The 24,760-nt window shown below is 43.0% G+C and carries 23 protein-coding genes; 7 read left to right on the top strand and 16 right to left on the bottom strand.

The window, feature by feature from the left end:
• Positions 1–50 precede the first annotated feature (50 nt).
• The 7 genes from NXZ84_RS03710 (at position 51) to NXZ84_RS03680 (ending at position 6,070) form a co-directional block, all read left to right on the top strand.
• The gene (locus NXZ84_RS03710) at positions 51–416 is read left to right on the top strand and encodes a TIGR04086 family membrane protein (RefSeq protein ID WP_258838933.1); all 366 of its coding nucleotides are present in this window, start codon (positions 51–53) and stop codon (positions 414–416) included.
• Positions 417–526: 110 nt separating this feature from the next.
• Positions 527–1,381, top strand: coding sequence for a phosphatase PAP2 family protein (locus NXZ84_RS03705; RefSeq protein ID WP_258838932.1), 855 nt, complete (start codon positions 527–529; stop codon positions 1,379–1,381).
• 176 nt (positions 1,382–1,557) lie between these two features.
• Positions 1,558–2,283, top strand: a complete 726-nt coding sequence (locus NXZ84_RS03700) for an ABC transporter ATP-binding protein (RefSeq protein WP_258838931.1) — start codon at positions 1,558–1,560, stop codon at positions 2,281–2,283.
• Positions 2,280–3,107, top strand: coding sequence for an ABC transporter permease (locus tag NXZ84_RS03695; RefSeq protein WP_258838930.1), 828 nt, complete (start codon positions 2,280–2,282; stop codon positions 3,105–3,107). Before NXZ84_RS03700 ends, NXZ84_RS03695 begins: the two co-directional genes overlap by 4 nt.
• Before the next feature lie 51 nt (positions 3,108–3,158).
• Positions 3,159–3,926 carry an ABC transporter permease gene (locus NXZ84_RS03690; protein WP_258838929.1) on the top strand — a complete coding sequence of 256 codons (768 nt, stop codon included), beginning with the start codon at positions 3,159–3,161 and terminating at the stop codon, positions 3,924–3,926.
• A 9-nt stretch (positions 3,927–3,935) separates the two neighbouring features.
• Positions 3,936–4,631, top strand: coding sequence for a response regulator transcription factor (locus tag NXZ84_RS03685; RefSeq protein WP_258838928.1), 696 nt, complete (start codon positions 3,936–3,938; stop codon positions 4,629–4,631).
• Positions 4,616–6,070, top strand: coding sequence for a sensor histidine kinase (locus NXZ84_RS03680; RefSeq protein WP_258838927.1), 1,455 nt, complete (start codon positions 4,616–4,618; stop codon positions 6,068–6,070). The genes NXZ84_RS03685 and NXZ84_RS03680 overlap by 16 nt, the downstream gene beginning before the upstream one ends.
• 120 nt (positions 6,071–6,190) lie before the next feature.
• Here NXZ84_RS03680 and yajC read toward each other — a convergent pair whose 3' ends face one another.
• The 16 genes from yajC to NXZ84_RS03600 all read right to left on the bottom strand — a co-directional run bounded on the left by yajC (position 6,191) and on the right by NXZ84_RS03600 (position 24,722).
• Positions 6,191–6,463, bottom strand: coding sequence for a preprotein translocase subunit YajC (gene yajC / locus NXZ84_RS03675; protein ID WP_258838926.1), 273 nt, complete (start codon positions 6,461–6,463; stop codon positions 6,191–6,193).
• A gap of 50 nt (positions 6,464–6,513) precedes the next feature.
• Positions 6,514–7,650, bottom strand: coding sequence for a tRNA guanosine(34) transglycosylase Tgt (gene tgt / locus NXZ84_RS03670; protein WP_258838925.1), 1,137 nt, complete (start codon positions 7,648–7,650; stop codon positions 6,514–6,516).
• Between the two features lie 24 nt (positions 7,651–7,674).
• Positions 7,675–7,845, bottom strand: coding sequence for a hypothetical protein (locus NXZ84_RS03665; RefSeq protein WP_258838924.1), 171 nt, complete (start codon positions 7,843–7,845; stop codon positions 7,675–7,677).
• A gap of 5 nt (positions 7,846–7,850) precedes the next feature.
• Entirely contained in the window at positions 7,851–8,717 is an 867-nt protein-coding gene (locus NXZ84_RS03660; RefSeq protein WP_258838923.1) for a DUF7948 domain-containing protein, read from the bottom strand.
• An 87-nt stretch (positions 8,718–8,804) separates the two neighbouring features.
• A complete protein-coding gene (locus NXZ84_RS03655) occupies positions 8,805–10,505 on the bottom strand; it encodes a phospho-sugar mutase (protein ID WP_258838922.1) in 1,701 nt (566 codons plus the stop codon).
• A 57-nt stretch (positions 10,506–10,562) separates the two neighbouring features.
• Positions 10,563–11,912, bottom strand: a complete 1,350-nt coding sequence (locus NXZ84_RS03650; RefSeq protein ID WP_258838921.1) for a glucose-6-phosphate isomerase — start codon at positions 11,910–11,912, stop codon at positions 10,563–10,565.
• Positions 11,913–12,139: 227 nt separating this feature from the next.
• Positions 12,140–13,510 (bottom strand): alkaline phosphatase, encoded by a 1,371-nt coding sequence (locus NXZ84_RS03645; protein WP_258838920.1) that lies wholly within the window; start codon positions 13,508–13,510, stop codon positions 12,140–12,142.
• Positions 13,511–13,734: 224 nt separating this feature from the next.
• Positions 13,735–14,028 carry a hypothetical protein gene (locus NXZ84_RS03640; protein ID WP_258838919.1) on the bottom strand — a complete coding sequence of 98 codons (294 nt, stop codon included), beginning with the start codon at positions 14,026–14,028 and terminating at the stop codon, positions 13,735–13,737.
• A 93-nt stretch (positions 14,029–14,121) separates the two neighbouring features.
• Positions 14,122–14,952 carry a diaminopimelate epimerase gene (gene dapF / locus NXZ84_RS03635; RefSeq protein WP_258838918.1) on the bottom strand — a complete coding sequence of 277 codons (831 nt, stop codon included), beginning with the start codon at positions 14,950–14,952 and terminating at the stop codon, positions 14,122–14,124.
• Between the two features lie 62 nt (positions 14,953–15,014).
• The gene (locus NXZ84_RS03630) at positions 15,015–17,756 is read right to left on the bottom strand and encodes a calcium-transporting P-type ATPase, PMR1-type (protein ID WP_258838917.1); all 2,742 of its coding nucleotides are present in this window, start codon (positions 17,754–17,756) and stop codon (positions 15,015–15,017) included.
• Positions 17,757–18,124: 368 nt separating this feature from the next.
• Positions 18,125–18,724: a tetratricopeptide repeat protein gene (locus NXZ84_RS03625; RefSeq protein WP_258838916.1), complete on the bottom strand. Its 600-nt coding sequence runs from the start codon at positions 18,722–18,724 to the stop codon at positions 18,125–18,127.
• Positions 18,725–18,856: 132 nt separating this feature from the next.
• A complete protein-coding gene (gene opp4C / locus NXZ84_RS03620) occupies positions 18,857–19,780 on the bottom strand; it encodes an oligopeptide ABC transporter permease (protein ID WP_258838915.1) in 924 nt (307 codons plus the stop codon).
• Positions 19,781–19,792: 12 nt separating this feature from the next.
• Complete coding sequence (locus NXZ84_RS03615) at positions 19,793–20,827, bottom strand: ABC transporter permease (RefSeq protein ID WP_258838914.1); 1,035 nt, start codon at positions 20,825–20,827, stop codon at positions 19,793–19,795.
• Between the two features lie 29 nt (positions 20,828–20,856).
• Positions 20,857–22,536: a peptide-binding protein gene (locus NXZ84_RS03610; RefSeq protein ID WP_258838913.1), complete on the bottom strand. Its 1,680-nt coding sequence runs from the start codon at positions 22,534–22,536 to the stop codon at positions 20,857–20,859.
• Between the two features lie 219 nt (positions 22,537–22,755).
• Entirely contained in the window at positions 22,756–23,733 is a 978-nt protein-coding gene (locus NXZ84_RS03605) for an ABC transporter ATP-binding protein (RefSeq protein ID WP_258838912.1), read from the bottom strand.
• A complete protein-coding gene (locus NXZ84_RS03600; protein ID WP_258838911.1) occupies positions 23,733–24,722 on the bottom strand; it encodes an ABC transporter ATP-binding protein in 990 nt (329 codons plus the stop codon). Before NXZ84_RS03600 ends, NXZ84_RS03605 begins: the two co-directional genes overlap by 1 nt.
• Between the last annotated feature and the right edge of the window lie 38 nt (positions 24,723–24,760).

Here is a 24,760-nt window from a genome sequence, read left to right as displayed (position 1 = left end):
AGCGAGCCCCTCATACGCTGGTACAAACCTTGAACGGAGGATGATATACAATGAAATTCAGCTCTCCTTATTTATATGGGATTGGCATTGTATGGGCTTGTGTGCTCATCGGTTCAATGATCGCTTCTTTACTGCTGGCGTTCACTAATATGACTGAAACAGCTCTGCCCTACTTCACCTATGGAATTAACGGCGTCTCTTTACTAGCTGGAGGTTGGATTGCTGGACGTAAATCAGATCAAAAAGGATGGTTAGCAGGTGGCGGAATCGGTTTATCCTACGGTCTTCTTATTCTTCTTATCGGTTTTCTCGCATTTGACGCAGACATGATTTTACATCCGCTTCTCTTTTTATGTGCAGTAACAGGAATAAGTTCCATCGGTGGAATCCTAGGTGTAAATTCAAAAAATATATAATCAGTACTTAATGTGGAATTGATTATGATATAATAAATGGCAGACAACCGCTTCGTCGTGATGGTTCGAAGCGGATTTCTTTGTTTATATCCCTCAAGGAGTGTCGGTTCATGATTTTTTTTCAGTCACCTATTGCGATCTGGACAACATCATTCCTCACTTTCTACCTTTTGCTCTGGATCTTTCTGCGCAAAGGGCCGATCGGTGTTGTCAGTCGCTTCATTCATACCATTTTTCTTGATCGCATCTTATTATTTCACGTAGTAGGTGTTCTTCTCATTCTACTTATAAACAAACTGGAATTGATGATAGAGAACCAGATGGAGAAAGGATTTGACTATACTCCTCTCATCTTGCACTTCGAGGGAACGATCACCCCCTTTCTGCAACAAACATTAAATCACATAAATCTTACCTTGTTTACGAGTTATTTTTATGTCATCGTCTTTTCCGTTCTTCTCTTTGTTTCACTATTTGTATACTACGAAGAAAAAGAGAAACATTTACTATATATCTTACTTTACGCAATCTCACTTAACTACCTGATTGCAATTCCGTTTTATCTGTTTATACCTGTACAAGAGACATGGGTACTTCATCAGCAAGTCAGCTTTCTCATTCCCGAGGTATACCCTAACTTTGAAGCGGAATATCGCGCCTTCTCTGGATTAGATAATTCGTTCCCAAGCTTACACACTTCCTTATCGGTAACAATGGCCCTGATTGCTCTCCGTTCCCGAAACCGAGGATTTAAACTGTTCACCTTCTTTTCTGGCATCGTGATTTTATTCTCCATCATCTATTTGGGAATTCATTGGTATAGCGACCTCGTAGCAGGGATAATGTTGGCTAGTATAAGCGTCGCAGCGAGCACATGGCTAAGCAAATATGCACTGGGTGAGCGCAAACTAAAATTGCTTACCAAAAACGAATCCACAACTTCTTCCACCCGGCAAGCTTCTTAATATAAAAAAAGAAAAGAACCATTGAGCGAGGCCATCACCAACCACCTTAGCTCATATGAAAAAATTTCTCCACTGCCTGATCCCCCATCTTTTATAAAAAGATGGGGGATTTTTGTTAGTCTTTATCGTTTCTTTAGATTTAGGTTATATTCTTGTCATCAAGGAGGAGATACACCATGACCAAGATCTTAGAAGTAAACCAAGTAAGCAAAAAAATACGAAGAACAACGTTAATTTCAGATATGAGTTTTCACATTGATAAAGGGGATATATGTGGACTTCTTGGGCCAAATGGAGCGGGCAAAACAACCTTAATACGAATGCTCACTGGCTTAATCACTCCCACAACAGGCAACATCGTTATTGCTTCCAATGATGTAACAACACAACGACAACATGCCCTCTACAAGCTAGGAGCCATTGTAGAATCACCTATTTTCTTTCCCTATCTAACTGGTCGACAAATGCTACGTAATCTTGCACTGTTGCACCCTAATCTATCGAAGAAAGAGCAACTGACACAAACGGACGCGGTACTTGAAATTGTTAATCTACAAAGCCGTGCTGATGACCGCATCAGTACCTATTCTCTCGGGATGAAGCAAAGACTAGGTATTGCACAAGCTCTGCTGGGGAAGCCCGAAATCATTATTCTCGATGAACCTTCCAATGGGCTCGATCCCATCGGAATGCGAGAATTACGCCAGCTCATACTTACACTTCAAAAAGAGTTGGGACTCACTTTTCTCATCTCTAGCCATCTCCTCGATGAATTACAACAAATGTGTAATCGTCTCATAATGATCAAAGCAGGAAAACGAATTTGGTCAGGCACCATGGAGGAAATTGCTTCTACACATAACCGCCTCGAAGACGTATTTGTGGAGATGATGACACAATGATGGCTCTCTTTCGAAGCGAGTGGAGTCGATTATGGTATCGAAAAACCATCTGGCTCCTCTTTCTCACTATCCCATTAAGTGCATATGCAGCAGGTGAGTACTATGTTGCCGCTAACAGTCATCTCCGTTCCAATGTAGCCCAGTATGCTGTCATGGGTAATTTCCCACTTCTCGGTCTATCTGAAATGCTGATGACCTTGATAAACGGGATTGTCGTTCTCTTGGTTGCCCTCCTCTTTACCGAGGAATTCCAATCGGGTCGACTCCGTCTCATTCTGATTCGATCCTATTCTAGCGGCCAAATCTTTATGGTGAAGGTAGCAGTTTTACAAACACTCATCTTTTTGCTTCTTTTTTGGTACGGACTATGTAGCTATCTGATCGGTTTCATCTTATTTGATAATCCTGCATCCTATCCACTCTTTTATCACGTGGAGCAAGTAAATAATTGGCATGGATTTATTTACAATTTAAAAGCTTACATGCTCTCGTTTATCACACTCAGCGCACTCAGTTCCATTCTGCTCTTCTTTGGTACGATCAGTCCCACAACGACTGCCACGATCGGATTTGGAATTGGCTATCTCTTATTCTCTTTTCTCTATCCGTATTTAGCCAGTTATTTTGTACCTCTTATTGGTAAAAGCACATATACCTACATCTATTTTTCCTCTTTACCCAATATTCAATATGAAGGTATTGTCCTTCTACTAGCAGATCAACCTCGTCTAACAGAGTGGATAGGAGGAACACTCACACTATATATAACTATTTTTACTTGTATCGCCTATTTTATCTTTAGTAAGAAAGACCGCTGGATCTAAACTCTTTCTAAAAAAGACAAACAAACAAAACACCTTAAGGAGGAAATGAATATGAACCTTTTACATAGTGAGTGGCAACGTATATGGGGTAGAAGAAAAACCAAAGTAAGCCTGACACTCTTCTTCGTACTCATCTTATTTGAAGGTTGGTTTCTCTTAAAAGTTGGAGGAACATCTTTTTATCATCCCGATGCAGCGGTGTCATTAAACTCTCTCAACGCCGCTCCCTTTTTCCTACGTGAGCTCGCCTTGTACCTCAACCTTATTTTTATTCCTATGCTGGTGGTTGATAGTGTTAATGGAGAGTACACCTCCGGCGCTATGCGTCTCATATTAATCCGCCCCATTGACAAGTGGAAGTGGGTATTTGCTAAATGGAGTGTTCACGCCATTCTACTTGCTACTTTAACCTCCCTCATGATGAGTGCGGGCATTATATACGGGCACTTATTTATGCCCAAAGTGGAGATGACCTCCTTTTATCAAACTCCCCTTCTCAATCCACTCGAATCCTATATTTATATTGCAAAATTTTATAGTATTGCTTTCCTCACCTTTTTAACTGTCTTAAGTCTTTCCACATTCATTAGTACCCTTATGCCTAACCCGATCTTGGCCTACACCGGGATCATTGCTACCTACATCTTTGGTCTTTATGCCTTTGATCGTATGATAATTGTACTTTCAACATCTGACACTATTTTTAATGAAATCTCCAATTCGAGCATCCCTTCTCTTCTATTCTTTACAGGTGGCTGTGTTATACTAAGTTTTGCCTTCTCATTATTCATTTGGAATAGGCGAAGTAATACCATCTAGGAGGATTAAATGAATAATAAGGAAAAAATATTACTTGTTGACGACGAACCAGATATGATCACCTTTATCCGTGATGCTCTAGAAGACGAAGGGTATCGAGTAGAAGTCGCTTCTACAGGAGAAGAGGCGATCACTAAGCTCACCTTTCAACCAGACCTTATTCTTTTGGACATTATGATGCCCGGAATCGATGGTTTCGAGGTCTGCCGTACGATTCGGGACACTATCTTCTGCCCCATTCTTTTTTTGAGTGCCAAACAGGCTGAAACCGATCGCATCTTAGGCCTTGCGACAGGAGCTGATGATTTCATAACAAAGCCCTTTAGTATCAAAGAATTAAAGGCGCGTATCAACGCCCATTTACGAAGAGAACAGCGTGCTGCCACCAAACAATCTCAGCGAACCGTCCTCCGTTATGGACCACTTACCATCGACTTGACGGGCTATCACCTTCATGTTTTCGGTCAGCTCATTCACTTAACAAGCCGGGAATTTCAAATCATTCAATTTTTAGCACTCCATCCGAAGCAAGTTTTTTCACGCGAACAAATTTATGAAAAGGTGTGGGGATATGATGGCAACGGGGATTCATCCACTGTCACTGAGCACGTAAAAAAAATTAGAGCCAAACTTGCCGCTCGTGATCCGCAGGGAGCTTACATAACTACAGTATGGGGTGTAGGATATAAATGGGAACAAAAATAAAAAACGAGAATCAACCTCTTCGGAATCAATTTATCAACAGCTTTAGTCAGGTTTTAGGGTGGAGCCTTCTTTGTTCTGTCATCTCTTGGGGCATCATTTATCTCCTTTTCACCCCCCTACTCCAGCCTGCTAATCACTATGAAAAAAAATTAAATACTATTTATCACTACGTGGACGTAACGGGATCATCTCTTTTGGATGTGAATAACAGAAGCGCGCTCGAAGAAGTAATTCCAACGGAAGGAATCGAGTATGTTTTATATTCATCTGATGGAAAACCCTCCTATGGAACACTGGACACTCCTCCTATCTTTAATGCAACTACCCTCTATAAAAAAATGAATACCCAAGAAATGACGGGAAATCAAGTCACGATGTACTACCCTATCATTGATAAAAACACTGGTTATGTAGGAACAATCCTCTTACAATATACCTTAAATTTAGCAAGCTCCAATCCTAATCAGCGCCCCCTACTCTTATTCACGGTTATCACAGCTCTACTCATTCCTTTTCTCTATCTCTTCCTCTTTACACTTCTATACGGATACAAACTAGAGAAGAAAATCTCTCCTTCCATTCAGCGGCTCGTGGAGAGTGCACAAAAAATTGAACAATCCAACCTAGATTTTACTATCAAGGAAATTGGAGGCGCAAAAGAATTAGAAACATTAGGGCAATCCTTTGAAAAGATGCGTCAATCATTACACACTTCACTTCTCACACAGTGGCGATTAGAACAAGGACGCCATGAAATGGTAGCTGCATTATCACATGATCTCAATACTCCTCTCACCATTATTCAAGGCCATGTTGATGGTCTCTTAACTGGAGGAATCACTAAACCAAAACGTGTGCAACAATACTTAACGACTATTCAAAATAATACTTACCGTTCTGTTCGCTTACTTCGCGAGATTGAAGAGGTATACAAATTAGAACACCCCGAGTTTACCTTATATCCAATAGAGACAGACCTGTATAATTTTTTTATCAAAAAAGAAGAGGAATATAGTGTCCTCTCAACACAAAAACAGATTCAACTCAAAGTAACGGGGAAGACTCACTTACTCAATCTTCCAAATTTGCGACTCGATCCTTTCCGAATAGCACAGATCATCGATAATATTATGGTAAACTGTCTCCGCTATACCCCATCTAATGGCTTCATTCATTGGACGATCGCCCCCCTTGGAAATGGATTTGAGCTTACTGTGACAGATTCGGGTCCCGGCCTTTCTAAAAAAGATCTCAATCATTTGTTCGATCCTTTCTATCAAGGAGATCCTTCACGCTCTCTCGAACATGGTCATGCTGGATTAGGGCTAACCATCGCACAGAAATTAGCGCTTAAACATGGGGGCTCATTATCCGCCCACAACACCGAAGAGGCAGGGGCTTCATTCAATCTCAAAATCACAGAAATTATAACTTCCTAAACATAAGTGTAGGTCGAATTCATAAAACAGGCAGCCCTAAGTGGCTACCTGTTTTTTTACCCTTTTCATCCATATAAAAAAGAGGAACCCAGTAAACCAGGTTCCTCTTTTTTATAGAAACTACTTCTCTTCATTTTCGTCACTAATCGCATGAATAGAGCTACGCTCAAAGAGGAGACGTTGATTCTCGCCTACCTTTAGAGTAGCGCGCTCATCCGTTAGCTCGATGATTGTACCATGCAATCCGCCAATCGTAATCACTTTATCTCCTTTTTTCAGAGCCGCCAACATCGCATTGCGTTGTTTTTGTTGCTTACGCTGAGGTCGAATCAAAAGAAAATAGAAAATCGCAATAATCCCCACAATGGGTAATAACCCGCCTAAATTATCCATAAGATAGGTCCTCCTTATTTTGTACTTTCATATATTTTAAGCAATCTCGCTTAAAAAGCGCGTTCAGGTTGCTGACTCCCATAGTAAGAGTCAAAGAATTGCTTACGGAAGTCAAGCAGACGATCCTCACGGATCGCTTGTCTTACATTCTCCATCAACTTTACGAGAAAGTGGAGATTATGGTAGGTGGTTAAACGTAATCCAAATGTTTCATCCGCTTTAATCAAATGGCGTAAGTAGGCACGTGAGTAGTTACTACATGTATAACAATCACACGCTGGGTCTAGAGGCGTATAATCACGAGCATACTTCGCATTACGAACCACTACTCTTCCTTGGCTCGTCATGGTTGTCCCATTACGAGCAATACGTGTTGGCAAAACACAATCAAACATATCGATTCCCCGGATAGCCCCTTCAATAAGGGCATCAGGAGACCCTACACCCATCAAATAGCGGGGTTTTTGCGCAGGAAGAAGATCAGTCGTATATGAAAGAACTTGATACATAATCTCTTTCGACTCTCCTACACTTAATCCTCCAATCGCATAGCCCGGCAAATCAAATGATGTAATCTCGGCTGCACTTTGACGGCGCAAATCTTCATACATCCCACCTTGAACAATCCCAAATAAAGCTTGATCGTGTGGACGCTGATGCGACTCAATACAACGATTTAACCAACGAGTGGTACGCTCCAAAGATTGTTTCACATACCCATGCTCTGCCGGATGAGGGGGGCATTCATCAAATGCCATTATAATATCAGCACCGAGCGCATTCTGAATTTCCATCGCCTTCTCAGGGCTAATAAATAATTTTTCACCACTCAAATGAGAACGGAACGAAACTCCTTCTTCCGTAATCTTACGCAAGTCACTTAAACTAAAGACCTGAAATCCACCACTATCGGTGAGGATCGCTCCATCCCAATTCATAAAGGTATGCAGCCCACCTGCTTCCTGCACAATTTCATGTCCAGGACGAAGAAAGAGATGATACGTATTACTCAGAATCAAGCCCGCACCTAACTGACGAATCTCTTCTGGACTCATCGTTTTCACAGTTGCCTGTGTCCCCACTGGCATAAAGACAGGCGTGTCGATAACACCGTGCGGAGTATGTAAGCGGCCCAATCGAGCCCCCGTCTGCCTACATTCTTTAATCAATTCATAACGAACAGCCACATTGCTTTCCTCCTACTGGTACCATTATAGCGCATCAACCGCTATAGATAAACCTTCAAGCATCTCGATTGTACCACAGATGAACGTAGCCACAATATTTTTGGAGGTCTCCTTCCGATATCCACTATCTGTTCTACGCATCACGGTTACAGTCAGCAGCAAAAGCGCTCCTGTAGCAGGAGCGCTTTTAGTCACATCCATCAATCTATTTCTGTCACTAGGCTAAGATAATGAAGAGCGGGATCAATTGTTAACGGTAAGGATGAGTCCGCTTCCTCTTCAAGTGCAAAACCAATTGTTTGATCATCGTACAGGCAAAAGCGAGTTGCCACTTCTTTTTGCTCTCCCTCACACATCTGATAACTTACTGGCTTCTCTTCATAAATAATTCCATATGGAGTGTGAATCTCTAGTTTTCCTTCATCATTTAATGAAATCTTATCTGCACCACCATAAAAAAGACGAATCTTATCAATCTCTGCATCAGCCTGAACAGTAAAATCATACTTTAACTGACCTTTTCGCCCATGAAAAGTGGCATCCACTCCTGGCCACAATCCCTCATATACTACTTCTTTATACATGGGTAAACCCCGTACCCAATTCTCTTTCTTACGCCCACGAAAATAGTTAACTTTCCCTCCCGCCTCTTTTTGCCCTCGCGGCTCCACGGTAGCCGCATCTACGAAGCGAAGGATGAGGTTGATCCCTTCCGTTTTCGTTAAAGAAGCCTCTTTCTTTCTTCTCCCTAGCGCCGAACGTTCTAATTGTTCCGCTGTTTTAATGCCTTGTTCATCAGCTTTCGCTTCTTCCGGTTGCTCCTGTTTACTCCGCTTGTAAAAAGTAAGAATCACTTTCTCTTTTAGAAAGGCAAACCGAAAACCGCTGCCTGTCGCATAAAGAGAGTACTCTGCTTTTAATTGCCCCTGATTGGGAACAAAGGTGAGCGGGATCTTCCCATACTTTTGCATAACCTCATGTTTAATCTGAGCATCGTTCTTCTGCGCCTGCTCACCTGCTCTCTTCTCCTCGGGTGACCCTTGCTGCTGTTCATGATCAGATGCCATTATCCATCCCCCTTACATCAACGAACTGTCGTACTACCATTCATCTATATGCAGGATGGTTCTCGTCTCATACCTATTAGAGATATATTAGTCAAGACCGCTTGCCTCACGCACGCAAGAGGTTACAAATGATTTTAGTTCCTCCATCTTAGCTTGTGCTTCCTCTTCACTTCTGCCCACAACGGCAACATAAAATTTGATTTTTGGTTCTGTCCCCGAAGGTCGTACTGCCAACCAACTCTGATCTGTCAGCTGAAACTTGATTACTTCTGCAGAAGGTAATCCATCTATTCCACTACGATAATCTTTCTTCCGTTGAACAGGAATTTTCCCTATCTGCGTTACTGGAGAGTGGCGTAAACTTTCCATCAATTCATATATCTGTCCCTCTCCTTTTCTACCAATAAATTCATATGAACATACTTCTTCCTGATAATACCCATACTGCTGTTGCAATTCAGCTAATATATCACAAAGTGTTTTTCCCTCTTGCTTATAAACCGCAGCCATCTCTGCACAGAGGGCAGCTGTTTGCACAGCATCCTTATCCCGGACAAAATCACCGATAAGATACCCATAACTTTCTTCATAACCAAACAGGAAAGTAGATGAACCACTTCGTTCATAATCACCTATCTTCTCCCCAATAAATTTAAAGCCGGTTAAAGTCTCTTCCACTTTTACCCCATAGTGCTGAGCAAGTGCACACCCCATTTCTGAGGTAACGATCGTTTTACAAATAACCCCATTTAAAGGGAGGTTTCCTTGCTCCGCACGCTGACTTAACACATAGTAAAGAAGAAGAACTCCCAGCTCATTCCCACTAAGATGCCGATATTGATCACCCCATGAAATAGCTACCCCGATGCGATCCGCATCTGGATCGGTTGCAATCACCATATCTGCCCCGTATATCTTAGCTTCATTCAGTGCCAGAGCAAAGGCAGCTGTCTCTTCTGGATTGGGAACAGAAACAGTAGGAAAAGAGCCATCTGGCTGTGATTGCTCTTCTACCTCATGTACACGAGATAAACCTAACGATGCCAGTGCTTGTGGAATCAACGTTGAACCTGTTCCATGTAGGGGAGTATAAACAACCTCCAGTTGGTCACCCATCGCTTTCACTTTACTGGGATTTAATGAGAGCGCCTTCACCTGAGCGAGATAAGCTTGGTCCATCTCCTGTCCCAACAGATGAATATAGGGTGTCATACATGCTTGTTGCCACGACATACTCGGTAACGAAAGCTCATCTTCTATCAGAGTCATCTCGCGTAGCATCCCCTCAGAAGCATGTGGGGGTAACTGCCCTCCATCTGCTCCATACAGTTTCATTCCATTATATTGAGGCGGGTTGTGGCTGGCGGTAATCATAATACCACCATCAGCATTTAATTTACGTACCGCAAAAGAGAGTAGAGGTGTGGGTCGTAAAGCAGAAAACAAATGAGCGTGTACATCATGATGTGCCAACACCGCTGCCGCTTCTTCGGCAAATTGGCGCGATCCGTGACGTGAATCATAAGCGATCACCACATGCTTGCTGTCCTGCTTCACTGTCTGCAACATATAACGGGCCATCGCTGTGACCGCACGACGGATAGTAAATATATTCATACGGTTAGTCCCCGCACCCATAATGCCACGCATGCCTGCAGTCCCAAACGGCAGGTAACGATAAAAGCGATCTTCAATCTCAGACTGTTGGGAGAGTGAATGGAGATCCTCATATAAGGGCAGGGGTAAGTGGGTTGCTTCTAGCCACCGCTGATAACGTACTTGCATCATTATTTTTGCTCCTTTTCTTTTTATAGTTAAAGGGGGGAACGTATATAAGACACATTACTAAAATCGTTGTAACAACTGCTGTTTAGTATGGTTGTAACCTGGTCTTCCCAAGAGGGCAAACATATTCTTTTTATATGCTTCCACTCCGCCTTGATCAAATGGGTTTACCCCCATTAAATATCCATTGAGGGCACATGCCTTCTGAAAAAAGTATACCAACTGACCAAATATCTCTGCATTTAATTTTGGCATCCGTATAATGAGATTAGGAACACCACCATCCGTGTGAGCTAGCACCGTTCCTTTAAACGCTTGTTCATTTACATCCTCTAATGTCGAGCCCGTCAAATAATTAAGCTGATCCCGATTCTCTTTCTCCGCTGCTACACAGAGACTCGACTCTGCTTTATTTACGTATAGTACCGTTTCAAATAGAGTGCGCAAACCCTCCTGTATATATTGCCCGATAGAATGAAGATCGGTGGTATACTGTGCGGTTACCGGTAAAATTCCTTTATTATCTTTCCCTCCACTTTCACCAAACAGCTGTTTCCACCACTCGGCAAACATTTGGAATGAAGGGTTGTAGTAAGCCAATACCTCGACACTCTTCCCTTTTTGATATAAAAGATGACGGATGCCGGCATAACGATAGCACTCATTTTCTGCAAGTCGAGGGTGCTGATAAGCATGGTATGCTGTACGCGCACCCGCTAAAACATCCCTAATAGAAATACCACTTACTGCCATCGGAAATAAACCGACAGGGGTTAGTACGGAATACCTCCCTCCTATATCAGCCGGAATAGTAAAGGAGTCGTACCCTTCTTCTTCCGCTAACCTACGCAACGGTCCTCGATTGCCATCCGTCGTTATATAGATCCGCTCGCGTGCCTTCTCTTTTCCGTATTTTTTTTCCATCCATTGACGCATGAAACGAAAGGCAAGCGCAGGCTCCATCGTGGTTCCGGACTTGGAAATCACATTGATACTCACTTCCTTACCTTGTAACACTTCGATTAGCTGCTCTAAATAAGCCGTGTTGAGATGATGACCCACAAAGTATATTTCAGGAGCTCCCTTTCTCGTGCGTGCCAATTGATTATAAAAATGCGGCTGTAAAAAATTTAAAGCAGCACGTGTTCCAGTGTAAGAGCCGCCAATTCCAATCACGACAAATGCCTCTGCTTGTGCACGCACCCGAGCTGCCGCTCGTTCGATTGCTCGTAGTTCAGTTATATCGTCATCACAAGGGGCGTATAACCACCCTAACGCATCACGACCCGCACCTTCTTTTTGATGCAACCAGTGATGTGCTTGCTCAACATAAGGAGTTAGACGTTCATATTCTGATATTCCAATAAACGATGTTACAAATTTATCCTCAAACGATATTTGTGAAAACATCGTTGTCACCTCACTACTTTATTTTACAGAGCTTCGCTCACAAGAGCGGCGCTCGCTAATTCCTTTTAAGCCTATACGCTGCGTGTGTCAGGAAGGTGTCAACCCTTGGCACATCTTATGTAATAAGGAGTAAATGAGGTGACTCCACTAGGTAGGCAATTTTTAATCCTTGCATAAACAACACAAAAAAGACCAACCGCAAGCGGCTGATCTTTACAATTGTTCATTTATTTTTTATGGAGTGCTTCTTCAATAACGTGAGCGATCATTGTATTATCCACTGTACCAGTCAGATAACGTGAACGAGGACCATAACTGTAGACAGGCACATTTACACCCGTGTGACCCGTCGTTGTCCAACCCACATTTGCCCTTTCACTAATCACTTGTGCAATCCCTAAATAATCGTACTCTGCAGTGCGTATCGTCTCTAACTCAGCTTCAGTCAGATCTGTAATCCCAGCATACTTGGCGACGACATCCGCCGCATTACTGCGATCTTCGTTAAGTTGAGCACCCATAAATTCAGTAGTCCGCTTTTGCTTCTCAATCACTTCTTTGTTAAATGCATAAGTACCATTAGCCCCCAGCGACATGCCACCTGTTTCATGATCTGCAGTCACGATTACAAGGGTGTTTTTATCTTTGCGAGCAAAACGATACGCCTCTTTTACAGCATCGTCAAACGCCAACATATCCGTCATATTGGCAGCTGACATATTGGCATGACCCGCATGATCGATGCGACCACCTTCAACCATCAAAAAGAACCCATCTTTATCTTTATTTAAAACCTTAAGTGACTTTTTTGTCATTTCTGCAAGACTAGGTTCTTTCGTTTCTGACCGATCCAACTCATAATTCATGTGACTACTATTAAATAGACCCAATAATTTCTTAGACTTGCTTTTTTGTAAGGATTGACGATCTTCAACAAGAGTATAACCTTTTTCTTTCGCTTCCTGTAATAGATTTACACCATCGTCACGCCGTCCACCCTCAGCTTCGGTCGTAAAGTGGCGTTTTCCTCCACCGAGGAGAACGTCGATATCTCGCTGTAACAACTGTGTAGCAATTTCATTTTCTAATCCACGGCTCTCCACATGGGAGGCAAAAGAAGCTGGAGTAGCATGAGTAAGACGGGTCGTCGTCACCATGCCTGTCGCTTTCCCTTTCTTTTCTGCTAATTCTAGCACAGACTCCACATCCACCATTTCTTCTCCTGATACATGCACCTCATTTGTTGGAGCTTGTCCCACAACTCCATTATCCGTTTTATGACCAGTAGCAAAGGCAGTGGCGGCAGCAGATGAATCTGTCACCCGATTATCATGGGAGAAAGTAGTGGCATACCCCACATCACGAAAGCGATTAAGCGCTAAGCTGCCAGACGCGTAACCCTCTCCTTTTAAATAAGCTGCTGCTGAAATTTGCGTAGGTCCCATGCCGTCACCGACGAGTAAGATGATATTTTTCGCTTCTTTTTGTGGCTTATGCTCCATTTTGGCATCGGCCGTCATCCCTGCACATAAAGTCGTCACTCCTAAGACTCCAGCCAGAGCAATACCTGCGATTTTTTTCATGTTGTTTTGCTTCACCATGATTCCTCCTCCAAGTAATGCAACTCCTGACACTCATTACTTAGAGTACTAGTAAATGATCAAGAGAACATAAAGCTACTATGAAGAAGATATTAATATTGTCAATTCATCTATTATACTGCCATCTTATACAACAAAACCGACTTCCACCCACCCTTGAGAGAGTAAGTAAAAGCCGGATTCGCTTATGTAAATCGCTCATTCACACTTTTCGATCCTTCTTATTTCACTTGTTTCTCCATCTGATCTGCTTCCTTCTCCTTAATGCCTTTGTATATATAATAGCTTCCGAGCGCAATCGCAAACAGACCCATAACAATCCCTAGCGCCAAAAATCCATTTGCATACATAGATACATCCACCGCCGAAACATGCTCCACCAACTGGATTCCTAAAATTTGTAACGTAATTCCTCCGCTATCAATACCTTTATCTATTAAATCTTCTAGTTGTAAATATTTATGAACAGAGACTACTGCTATAAAAGCAAGAAATCCTGGCCAAAACCACCGCATCCTACAACGCCCCCTTGCATCCATACTGATGATGAGTATCTATTTTCTTATATCATATTTCATTTCTGCATCACACGTCAAAAAACCTCTTGTTTACAATAGCCAATCGCCATCAAACACAAACTGAGCAGGCCCTTCCATAAAGACGTGATTACTCTCACGATCCCACTCTATCAATAAATCCCCGCCTTTTAAATGAACAGTAACTTTACGTGCCGTCCGTTCATTCAGCACTCCGGCTACCACTGCGGCACATGCACCTGATCCACACGCCCATGTTTGACCTACTCCGCGTTCCCAGACACGCATATCTATTTCATCATGCTTTTTAATGGAGATAAATTCAATATTGCTCTTGTTAGGAAAGAAAGGATGGTGCTCCAATTTTGCTCCCACTGCTTCTATCGGATAATGAAGTGCATCCTCCACAAATAAAACCGCATGAGGATTCCCCATCGACACAGCTGTAATGCGATATTCTTTCCCTTCACATTGTAACGGATAGTCAACGACTCTCTCCTCATTGCTGCGGGTAGGAATATTCGCCCCATGTAAAGTGGGTTCTCCCATATCAACACGAACAGCTGTCACCCTCTCGCTATCCAACCGCATTTGAATCGCTTGTAAGCCCGCCTTTGTTTCAATGACAATAGAAGTTTTCTTCATTTCCATCCGTTCATATAAAAACCTGGCAACGCAGCGAATAGCGTTGCCACACTGTTCAGGTTCAGAACCGTCTGCATTCATGATTTTCATCTGCGCATCTGCAACAACAGATGGGAGCACATATACAACCCCGTCTGCTCCAATGCCAAAGTGACGGTCACACATTTGCTGTACAAGTGTTACATCTATATCTGGCTCTTCGTCTTGACAGATAATAATAAAGTCATTTCCCAGTCCATTCATCTTCGTAAATTTCATCTATACCTATCTCCTTTATCAGATCCTGCGCACAAATCGATACTCCACATCACTTTTCTATTTTATGCGGATTTGGCTTCATATTGATGACGACGTAATACAATGGTATCCAGTAGTCCGGCTAGAAGTGTCGGTAAGGCAGAGGCAATAATGACCAATATCCACTCTCTCATATCCAAAGATACAGTATGAAAGATGGGCTGTAATGGGGGATAATACATTACGACCATCAATAAGAGTGCCGAAGAAGTTACTGCAAGCAACAACCATCGATTATCCCACGGAGAACGCGCAAACACAGAACGTTGACTGCGACAATCAAATACATAGATCAACTGTGCAAACACTAGAGTAGCAAAAGCAATCGTTTGTGCACGCATTAAATCAGAGGGTATCTCCGTGTAACTCACCCAAAATGCGGCGAGTGTACTTAATCCAATCAGTAGACCACGCGTCATTATCTTCCACCCTACCCCCCGTGCAAAAATACTTTCTCTACTGTTGCGAGGGGGACGCTTCATGGTATTCTCTTCAGCTGGATCTACCCCTAATGCCATGGCCGGCAAACCGTCCGTCACCAAATTAACCCACAAGATTTGAATAGGGACTAGCGGTAGTGGTAATCCAACCAGCATCGCTAAAAACATGACCAATATCTCTCCAACATTACTTGCTAAAAGATAACTGATGAACTTTCTTATATTATCATAGATACTGCGTCCTTCTTCAATAGCAGCAACAATCGTAGAAAAATTATCATCTGCCAAAACCAACGCAGATGCCTCTTTAGAAACATCTGTACCCGTAGTCCCCATAGCAATACCGATGTCGGCAGCTTTAATTGCAGGTGCATCGTTTACGCCATCCCCTGTCATTGCCACCACATGCCCTTGCCGCTGTAAAGACTTAACCACACGCAATTTATGTTCCGGAGAAACACGTGCATACACTCGTATCTGATTCACTTGCGCATCTAACTCTTCATCGCTCATCTGCTGCAGTTGACTCCCATTTACAGCAAGGTCTTGATTAGTATATATCCCAATCTGCCTTGCAATGGCTTCAGCGGTGATATGGTGATCTCCTGTAATCATGACAGTTTGAATCCCCGCTTGATGGCAACGTCTAATAGACTCCTTCACTTCTTCCCGTGGTGGATCGATCATTGCCGCCAATCCGATAAAGACGAGGTTTCTCTCCATCGTCTGTTCATTTTGACTTACACTTCCTGCAACTTCACGATATGCAAATGCGAGATTGCGTAAGCCTTTGCGCGCCAGCTCTTCCATCGATTTAGCAATATCACGGCGATGTGTATCGTTTAATAACGTGATTCTCCCTTTATACACCAAGTGTGAACAGCGTGCAAGAATGACCTCCGGTGCTCCTTTGGTTAAGAGTTGTTGTTTACCGTCAGAACGCTGTACTAAGACAGACATCATTTTACGATTGGAATCAAAGGGATATTCACGTACACGTTTCCACGTCCGATGCAAAGCATCTATATCGCACTCTCCTTTAACACCAGCTACGAGCAAAGCTCCCTCTGTCGGATCCCCCTCGATTCTCCAATTTGCTTGTTTACGACGCAACATTCCAGCTCGCTGAGTATCTTGCACAAGTTGAGCATTGTTACAGAGAATACTAATCTCAAGTAATCGCTGTAGCGAATGATTATGACGAGGTGAGATGGTGCGTGACCCTTGCAGGAATGCTCCCGTTGGTTCATATCCAGTCCCTTTGACTGAAATCAAAGAGCCATCTGCCCACACATTGGTTACCGTCATCTTATTAGTTGTAAGTGTACCTGTCTTATCCGAGCATATGATAGAAGCACATCCTAGTGTTTCTACTGAAGGAAGCTTGCGCACAATCGCTCTGCGCCGGATCATGCGCTGCACTCCTAGAGCGAGGGCAATAGTAACAATTGCGGGCAACCCTTCAGGGATAGCGGCAACTGCCAAACTAACACCTGCTAAAAACATATTATAAGCTTCTTGTCCATGCCAAATTCCTGTCATAACAACAACAACGGTAAGCAATAAAGCTATCACAATTAAGATTTTCCCCAACTGTTCCAGACGTCGCTTCAGTGGGGTTTCCACTTCTTCTGTCGATTCAATCAGGTGGGCAATCCTGCCCATTTCGGTTCCCATTCCCGTTGCCACCACAATCCCGCGCCCCGTTCCTTGAACAACCATGGTTCCCATATAAGCAAGGTTTGTACGATCTCCGAGAGGAACATCTGCGTGCGGAAGACGATCTGAACTTTTCTCTACAGGTAGAGATTCCCCCGTGAGGGCGGCTTCTTCAATATGAAGATTGTCTGCACGTATGATTCGTACATCTGCCGGTACCCGATCCCCACTCTCTAAAAGAACAATATCGCCGGGAACCACTTCATTACTAGTAATACGGTTGATTTCGCTTGCGCGGATCACTTTAGCGGTAGGGGCAGATAGCTGCTTTAAGGCATCTAATGATTTTTCGGCACGATATTCTTGTACCAATCCAAGAATTGCATTAATGATAACGATAGCGATGATAGCAATCGCATCTGTATATTCCCCTAACAATCCTGAAATTAAGGTCGCAGCTAATAAGACAAGTACCATGAAGTCACGAAATTGGTCAATAAACAAGGAAAAGAATGACGCTTTTTTTGCCTGCGTCAATTGGTTAAATCCTATTTTTTTCAGGCGCTCTTCTGCTTCTTGATGAGATAACCCTTGCTGAGAGCGAACATTAAAGTGCTCCAATACTCTGTTTACATCCCAGTCAAGCCAGCGACTTTTCTCAGACACAAGTTCTCCCCCTTCTCTCTCACTTCTTCTAAACTACTCTATTCAGACAAGCCACTAATCATGACAAGCTGTGGGCAAACACTCAGAATGAAAGATGATAGGATAAAGGATGTTAGAAAAAAAGAAGTGAGATTAAAAAAAAGAGGGATATACCGTAGAAGCGGGCATAAGAGGATTCGCCCTTTTTTAGAGGCAACATGCTAACGGATGAAAGCGGACGTCAAACTTGCTAGAGATAAGACAGTCCGTCGGAATTTTTAAGTACGACACTTGGTTCGAATTTCCTTGATCACCTTCACAAAGCGATACTCATAATCAACAGCCACTTATCCAATAACTTCGCGAGGCCAGATTCCTCACTCCTATAGTTAGTTGTGCTTTTCCAATCGGGTAGTGTGTCGATTTACAACATTTAGTGCCAATTGCGTTGAAGCGATTAAGTCTCTATCACCTTTCATGTTGCGTAATCGCAGTGCTTCAGTTAACAACGCCTTCGCTTCTGTTCCTCTACCCTGCTCCCACAAACACTTTCCTAAATGTTGCAAACAAAAGTCGATATACGGGGTCACGTCGTGAGTTGTCGCTTTAGTCTGTGCTTTAATAAATAACGCCTCTGCCTGTTTCAGATCGCCTGCATATTTATATGCCTCGCCCAAACGAAGGAGTGCAACAATTAGCTGTCTCACATTATCAAGTTCCTCAGCTAAACCTAGCGCTTGCTTCAGATAGTTAAGTGCGCGCGCTACATCGCCCACCACCCGATAAGCATTTCCTAAGTAGCCACACAAAAAAAGAGCCGCTTCTTTATCTTCCTCTACCTTCTCACCAGCACATTCTACTTCTGCCTGCAGAATTGCTCGCTCTATCTGATTTTGGTCAAGGGGTACTTCACGCAAATCCTCTGTAAAAGTGGTAAGTGCTTGTAATGATGGGAGCTGCCTTTTTAATCTATCCAAATAGGAACTCACCTTAACTCCCCCTATACACTTATATTTTGCGAATAAAAAGCGCTCTGCCATATAAACAGCAGAAGCGCTAAGTGACAACCCATTACTTGTGATCCAAATTACATGCCTCTCATCGTAACACCCAGCTATGTTTTATCTACGGGTTGATTTCGTATCAAATGCGTCCCGAAGCCCATCACCAATAAAGTTGATAGCAAGAACTGTTATGACGATTAAAAATCCAGGTGGGAGCCATCGCCACGGCTCCGTAGATAACGTTCGAATACTGCGTGCTGAGTTTAACATGTTCCCCCAAGTAGGAGTTGGTTCCGGCACTCCAAACCCGAGAAAGCTAAGGGATGATTCAATTGTGATCATCAACCCCATCAATAATGTCGCATTAACGATGAGTGGGGCAATGGCATTTGGTACTATGTGACGGAAAATTATACGGGAATCACGACAACCTGCCGCGCGAGCACTGAGAACAAACTCACGTTCACGTAGAGATAAAAATTCCGCCCGTACGATTCGTGCCGTCTGTGGCCACACCACGAGCATAAGAATCCCGATCAACATCCACATCCCAGTGTTCCCTACCACAGCGATAACGAACAGGACTAGTAGCAAAAAGGGAAGAGCTAACACAAGATCGGTAAATCTCATCACCAAGGTATCGATCCACTTTCCATAATATCCTGCTATCGCACCCAGTGTTGCTCCAATAAAAACGGTTCCTAGCATGGTCATAACCCCGATCAAAAGTGAGACTCGTCCCCCAAAGAGAAGCCGCGAGAAATTATCCCGACCGGTCTCGTCTGTACCAAGGAGATTCTCACTGCTTGGCTTTGCTTCCGTATTATATAAATCTGTCTTCAGTGGGTCATGGCTACTTAATAAGGGTGCAAAAACAGCCATCAAGGTGACCAATATGAGAATAATGATTCCTGCAAGTGCCATTTTATTCTTTAAAAATCGACGTAATGCAAGTTGAAGAGGGGACTTTCCTTTTTTATCTTTCGATTCAGGTGGTGTTACTATCGGATTTATATTTGTTTCTAAATTTTGTTCTCCCATTTTTTTCACCTCTCAATCATAGCGAATGCGCGGATCGACAACCGCATATAAGATATCTGCTAGCAAATTTCCCAATAAGACGAATAACGAACCCATCATCGTTAAAGCCATCATAATAGGATAATCGCGGTTTATAATCGAATCAATTAATAATTGCCCCAATCCCGGCCAGCTGAAAATCGTTTCTGTAATCACGGCACCACTCAATATTATCCCAAAGTCCAATCCCAACAGGGTTACCAGCGGGAGTAACGCATTCCGCAAAACATGTTTGCGCAACACCACATTTTTAGAGACTCCTTTGGCATACGCAGTTCGAACATAATCTTGTGTCTTTGCTTCTAAGACACTTGCGCGCGTATAGCGGGTATAGGAAGCCATGTTGATAATCGATAATGTGACAGCTGGTAAAAACAAGTGATGTAGCTTGTCCATCATATACGCAAATGTACCGAAATTAGCACCTGCTGTTACTGTTCCACTAAAAGGAAAGATATCAAACTGAAAGGAAAACAGATATATGAGAAGTAAACCGGCAAAAAAACTGGGCATAGACAATCCTATAAAGGCGGCACCCGTAAGCGTATAATCAGCAAAACTGTATGGTCGTTGTGCTGAAAATATACCAAGCGGAATAGCGAGCAGATAAGTTAAAATCATAGCGCTAATACCAAGTAAAGCTGTATTGCCAATTCGATCTTTCACCAACTCTGACACCGGAACTTTATGACGAAAGGAGATTCCTAACTCTCCTTGAACGGCATTTTTAACCCAAATAAAATACTGCTCTACCGGGCTTTTATCTAAACCAAACTGAGCACGTACTTTCTCATAATGCGCAGCGTCGAGATTGGGATCAAACTGTCCTGTAAAAGCATCCCCTGGAGCGATTTGAATAAGAGCAAACAATATCATAGAGATAATAATGAGCATAGGAATAAAAATTAATGTGCGCCTCACCATATATTGCAACAAATGTGACAGCCCCCTTTCCAATATAAAAGGCGTACAGCCGTGTAATCCTGCTGCACGCCCGAAATTTTCCACTACATCACACTGCCTGAACTTTGCTTCTTCTACTTATCCTCTGAGACCCACCATTTATACACATCTGGGTGTTGGATCGCGCCACGCCAGTCGAATGTTACACCTTGCACCCGCTTGTTCCACGCCTCAATGGTGTTTTGAGAGTAGAGGAAAGCGTACGGAGATTCATCGCTAACTAATTCAGTCCACTTTGCATAATACTCTTTACGTTTGTTCTGATCTTGAATGGCATCTTTAGCTGTTACTGCACTCTTGATCAGCTTATCGCTCTCTTTACTATCCCAGCGCGAGAAGTTCCATTGATCTGTGCTAAGCCAAATTCCACTTGGATCAGGATCCGGGGTTAAGCCCCATCCAGCCAGGAAGAGTTCATACTTGGATTGTTCTACATTGTCATAGTAAACCGCTACTTCAGCCGGCTGATCCAACTTCACATCAAGACCCACTGCACGTAAATTCTCAGTAATCGGTTGAGCTGATTGCTCACGTACCGGATTTCCCGTTGGGTAGGACAGTTTCAGCTTCAACTTGTTCCCTTTTGGATCCTCAACAAAGCCATCACCATCTTTATCTACGTACCCAGCTTCTTTTAAAATATTTTTCGCTTTTTCTGGATCATACGGATAGGCGTCTTTCAAACTTTCGTTATACGCCCAACTCGCCTGTGGAATATGCTGGTTTAACAGAGATCCATGCCCTTTCAACAAGCCATCCACGATTCCTTGGCGGTCGATTGCATATACCATCGCTTGACGTAATTTTTTGTCTTGCAACTTTTCTTTGGTTAAGTTGAAACCCATATACTGATATCCAAAATCTTGTGTTTCCTTGATCGTTAGGGAATCATCTTTACTCAAAGTATCAAATTCTTTCGGTGCAATCTGAGGTAAGAAGTCAATTTCACCATTTTGTAAAGCACCTAGGGCAACATCTTGGGCAATTACTTTCCAAACGATCTGATCAAGATAAGGCTTTCCTTTAAAATAATCAGCGTTTTTATCAAGAACAACGTATTCGTTTGGTTTGATTTCACTAATTTTAAATGGACCATTCCCAATCGGTTTTTTCATCGTTACATCAGCATTTGGCATTTCTTTGATCGGGATATCTTTATACAAATGCTCAGGAATAGGGAAACCCCACAATTTATCAAGGTGGTTTGCCGCCGGATCTTTAAATGTAACCTTTACATTTAAATCATCAATTTTTTCAATACCAGAGATGGTTTCTGCCTTCCCTTTGTTTTTCTCTTCTGCCCCTACTATGGATGCAACATCAGAAAAACGAGGTCCTGTATAATCCTTATCAGCAATCGTCTCCCAAGCAAAGATCATATCGTCCACAGTGACAGCTTCGCCGTCATGCCACTTAACACCGTCTTCCAATGTGATGGTCAACTCTTTAGCATCATCAGAAAACTTCCACTCTTTTGCTAGGTTAGGTGTAAGGTTTAACTTCTCATCTCGTACAAACAAAGGTTCAAATGAATAGTTGAGCACATAGACATCATATTGATCCTCATAAAAAATCGGATTAAAAAGTCCCTTCGGCGCGCTAAACATTGCCAGTGTTACCTTACCACCCTCTACTGGATCACCTGCCGCGGCACCATCATCTCCTTTATCTGCATTATTAGGACCACACGCCGCTAAAAAAACAGATAATACCATCATAAGCGCTAAACTCAACAGAAAAGATTTGCGTTTCATCCTTTTATCCCTCCATCTTTTTTCTTTGTTCGTTGACGACTGTCGTCGCTGTGCTTACATTCCCTTACTATTGGTACATTCCTCCTTTCCGAAGTCCGCCCCACCCCCTTTACATCGTTTTACGAACCACTCTTCCGTCATAAATCATCACACACAATCTGCTCGTGAGAAGGGAGTTTCTTAATCCTCATTCACCATTGTATGAGCCAACCCTCCCCGTTATCCTTGTTCATCAAAGAGATGACAAGCCACAAAATGATCCTCTCCAATACGTTGCAATTCGGGGCGATCCACTTTGCAACGATCCATCACTTTGGGACAACGAGGGTGAAAAGCACATCCCCGAGGAGGATTAGCTGGACTGGGAACATCTCCCGTCAACACAATACGCTCATTCTTCCGTTTCGGGTTTGGTACAGGTACAGCAGATAAGAGTGCTTGGGTATACGGATGAGCCGGTCTGCGATATAGATCGTCTTTTGGAGCGATCTCTGCCATACGGCCCAAATACATTACACCCACCCGATCAGAAATGTGTTTAACAACACTAAGATCATGGGAAATAAAGATATAAGTTAGTTTAAATTGATCTTGCAAATCTTCCATCAAATTAAGCACTTGGGATTGAATAGAAACGTCTAGTGCCGATACTGGTTCATCAGCAATAATTAACTTTGGATTTAATGCCAATGCACGCGCTAACCCAATACGCTGACGCTGTCCGCCTGAAAATTCATGGGGGTAACGCTGGATATAGGCTCCGTTAAGCCCTACTGTTTCCATCAATGAGAGAACTTTATCTTTTCTTTCCCTCCCTGTTCCGATACCGTGGATCCGCATCGGCTCTTCAATCAGCTGACCCACCGTCATCGTCGGATTAAGCGATGCATACGGATCTTGAAACACCATCTGTAAATCACGACGTGCCATGCGAAGTTCTTTACGTGAGAGATGGGCAATATCTTTCCCCTGAAAGAGTACCTGTCCCTCTGTCGGATCCAATAATCGCATCACTGTCCGTCCAGTCGTTGATTTCCCACATCCCGATTCTCCTACTAAAGCAAACGTTTCCCCTTCCCTGATCGTAAAGCTAACCTGATCGACCGCTTTCACCTGACCGATAACTCTCTTTAAAACTCCTCCACGTATTGGAAAGTACTTACTCATGCTTTTTACTTCTAACAATGGCTGACTCATTATTTTTCTCCTCCTTTTGCATCATGGAGGAAACAACGAGTACGGTGACCCGTACCTAACTCATATAACTCTGGATCTGCTTGTAAACAACGATCCCATGCATGTTCACAACGTGGAGCAAACTTACACCCCGTCGGCCACTCATCTGGTGCTGGTACATTGCCACTAATAGAGTACAAGCGATCCACCGTGCCGTCATCGTCAATACTGGGGACAGATTTCATCAACCCTTGTGTGTAAGGATGACTTGGATTTTCAAACAACTCCTCCACCGGTGCCTCCTCAACCACACGACCTGCGTACATAACCACCACTCGATCCGCCATTTCTGCCACAACACCCAAATCATGAGTGATCAATAATATCGAGGATTCGAATTTATCTTTTACTTCACGCATCAAATCAAGGATCTGTGCCTGGATCGTTACATCCAGCGCAGTTGTCGGTTCATCCGCAATCAGCAATTTAGGGTTACACGCCATCGCCATTGCGATCATCACTCGCTGGCGCATACCACCTGAAAGTTGGTGCGGATACTCCTTCATCAATTCTTCCGTTCTCGAAAATCCAACCAACTTCAGCATTTCTATAGCCCGTTTCCATGCCTCCTCTTTATGCAGTTTGTGATGAATAAGAAGCCCTTCCGTCAATTGATCTCCAATCTTAAGAACTGGATTTAATGAGGTCATCGGCTCTTGGAAGATCATAGAGATATGATTACCACGAATTCGTTCCATCTCAATATCTTTCTTTTTCGTTAAATCAGTATCCTCAAATATTATTTCCCCTTCCACGATCTTGCCCGTTCCCGGAATCAAGCCCATGATTGACAGGGAAGTCATACTCTTACCACATCCAGACTCACCTACTAAGCCGAGCGTCTCTCCCTTCTTCACCTCGATATCAATACCGTCCACTGCAGGTACCGTCCCATCATCTGTAAAGAAGTGTGTTTTTAAATTACGAACTTGAAGTAATGTATCAGACACGTGCTACCCTCCCCAACAATAAACATATAAGATTATTT

The sequence above is a fragment of the Mechercharimyces sp. CAU 1602 genome (assembly GCF_024753565.1).
Classification (GTDB): Bacteria; Bacillota; Bacilli; order Thermoactinomycetales; family JANTPT01; genus Mechercharimyces.
This window is presented reverse-complemented; position numbering and strand designations above follow the sequence as displayed.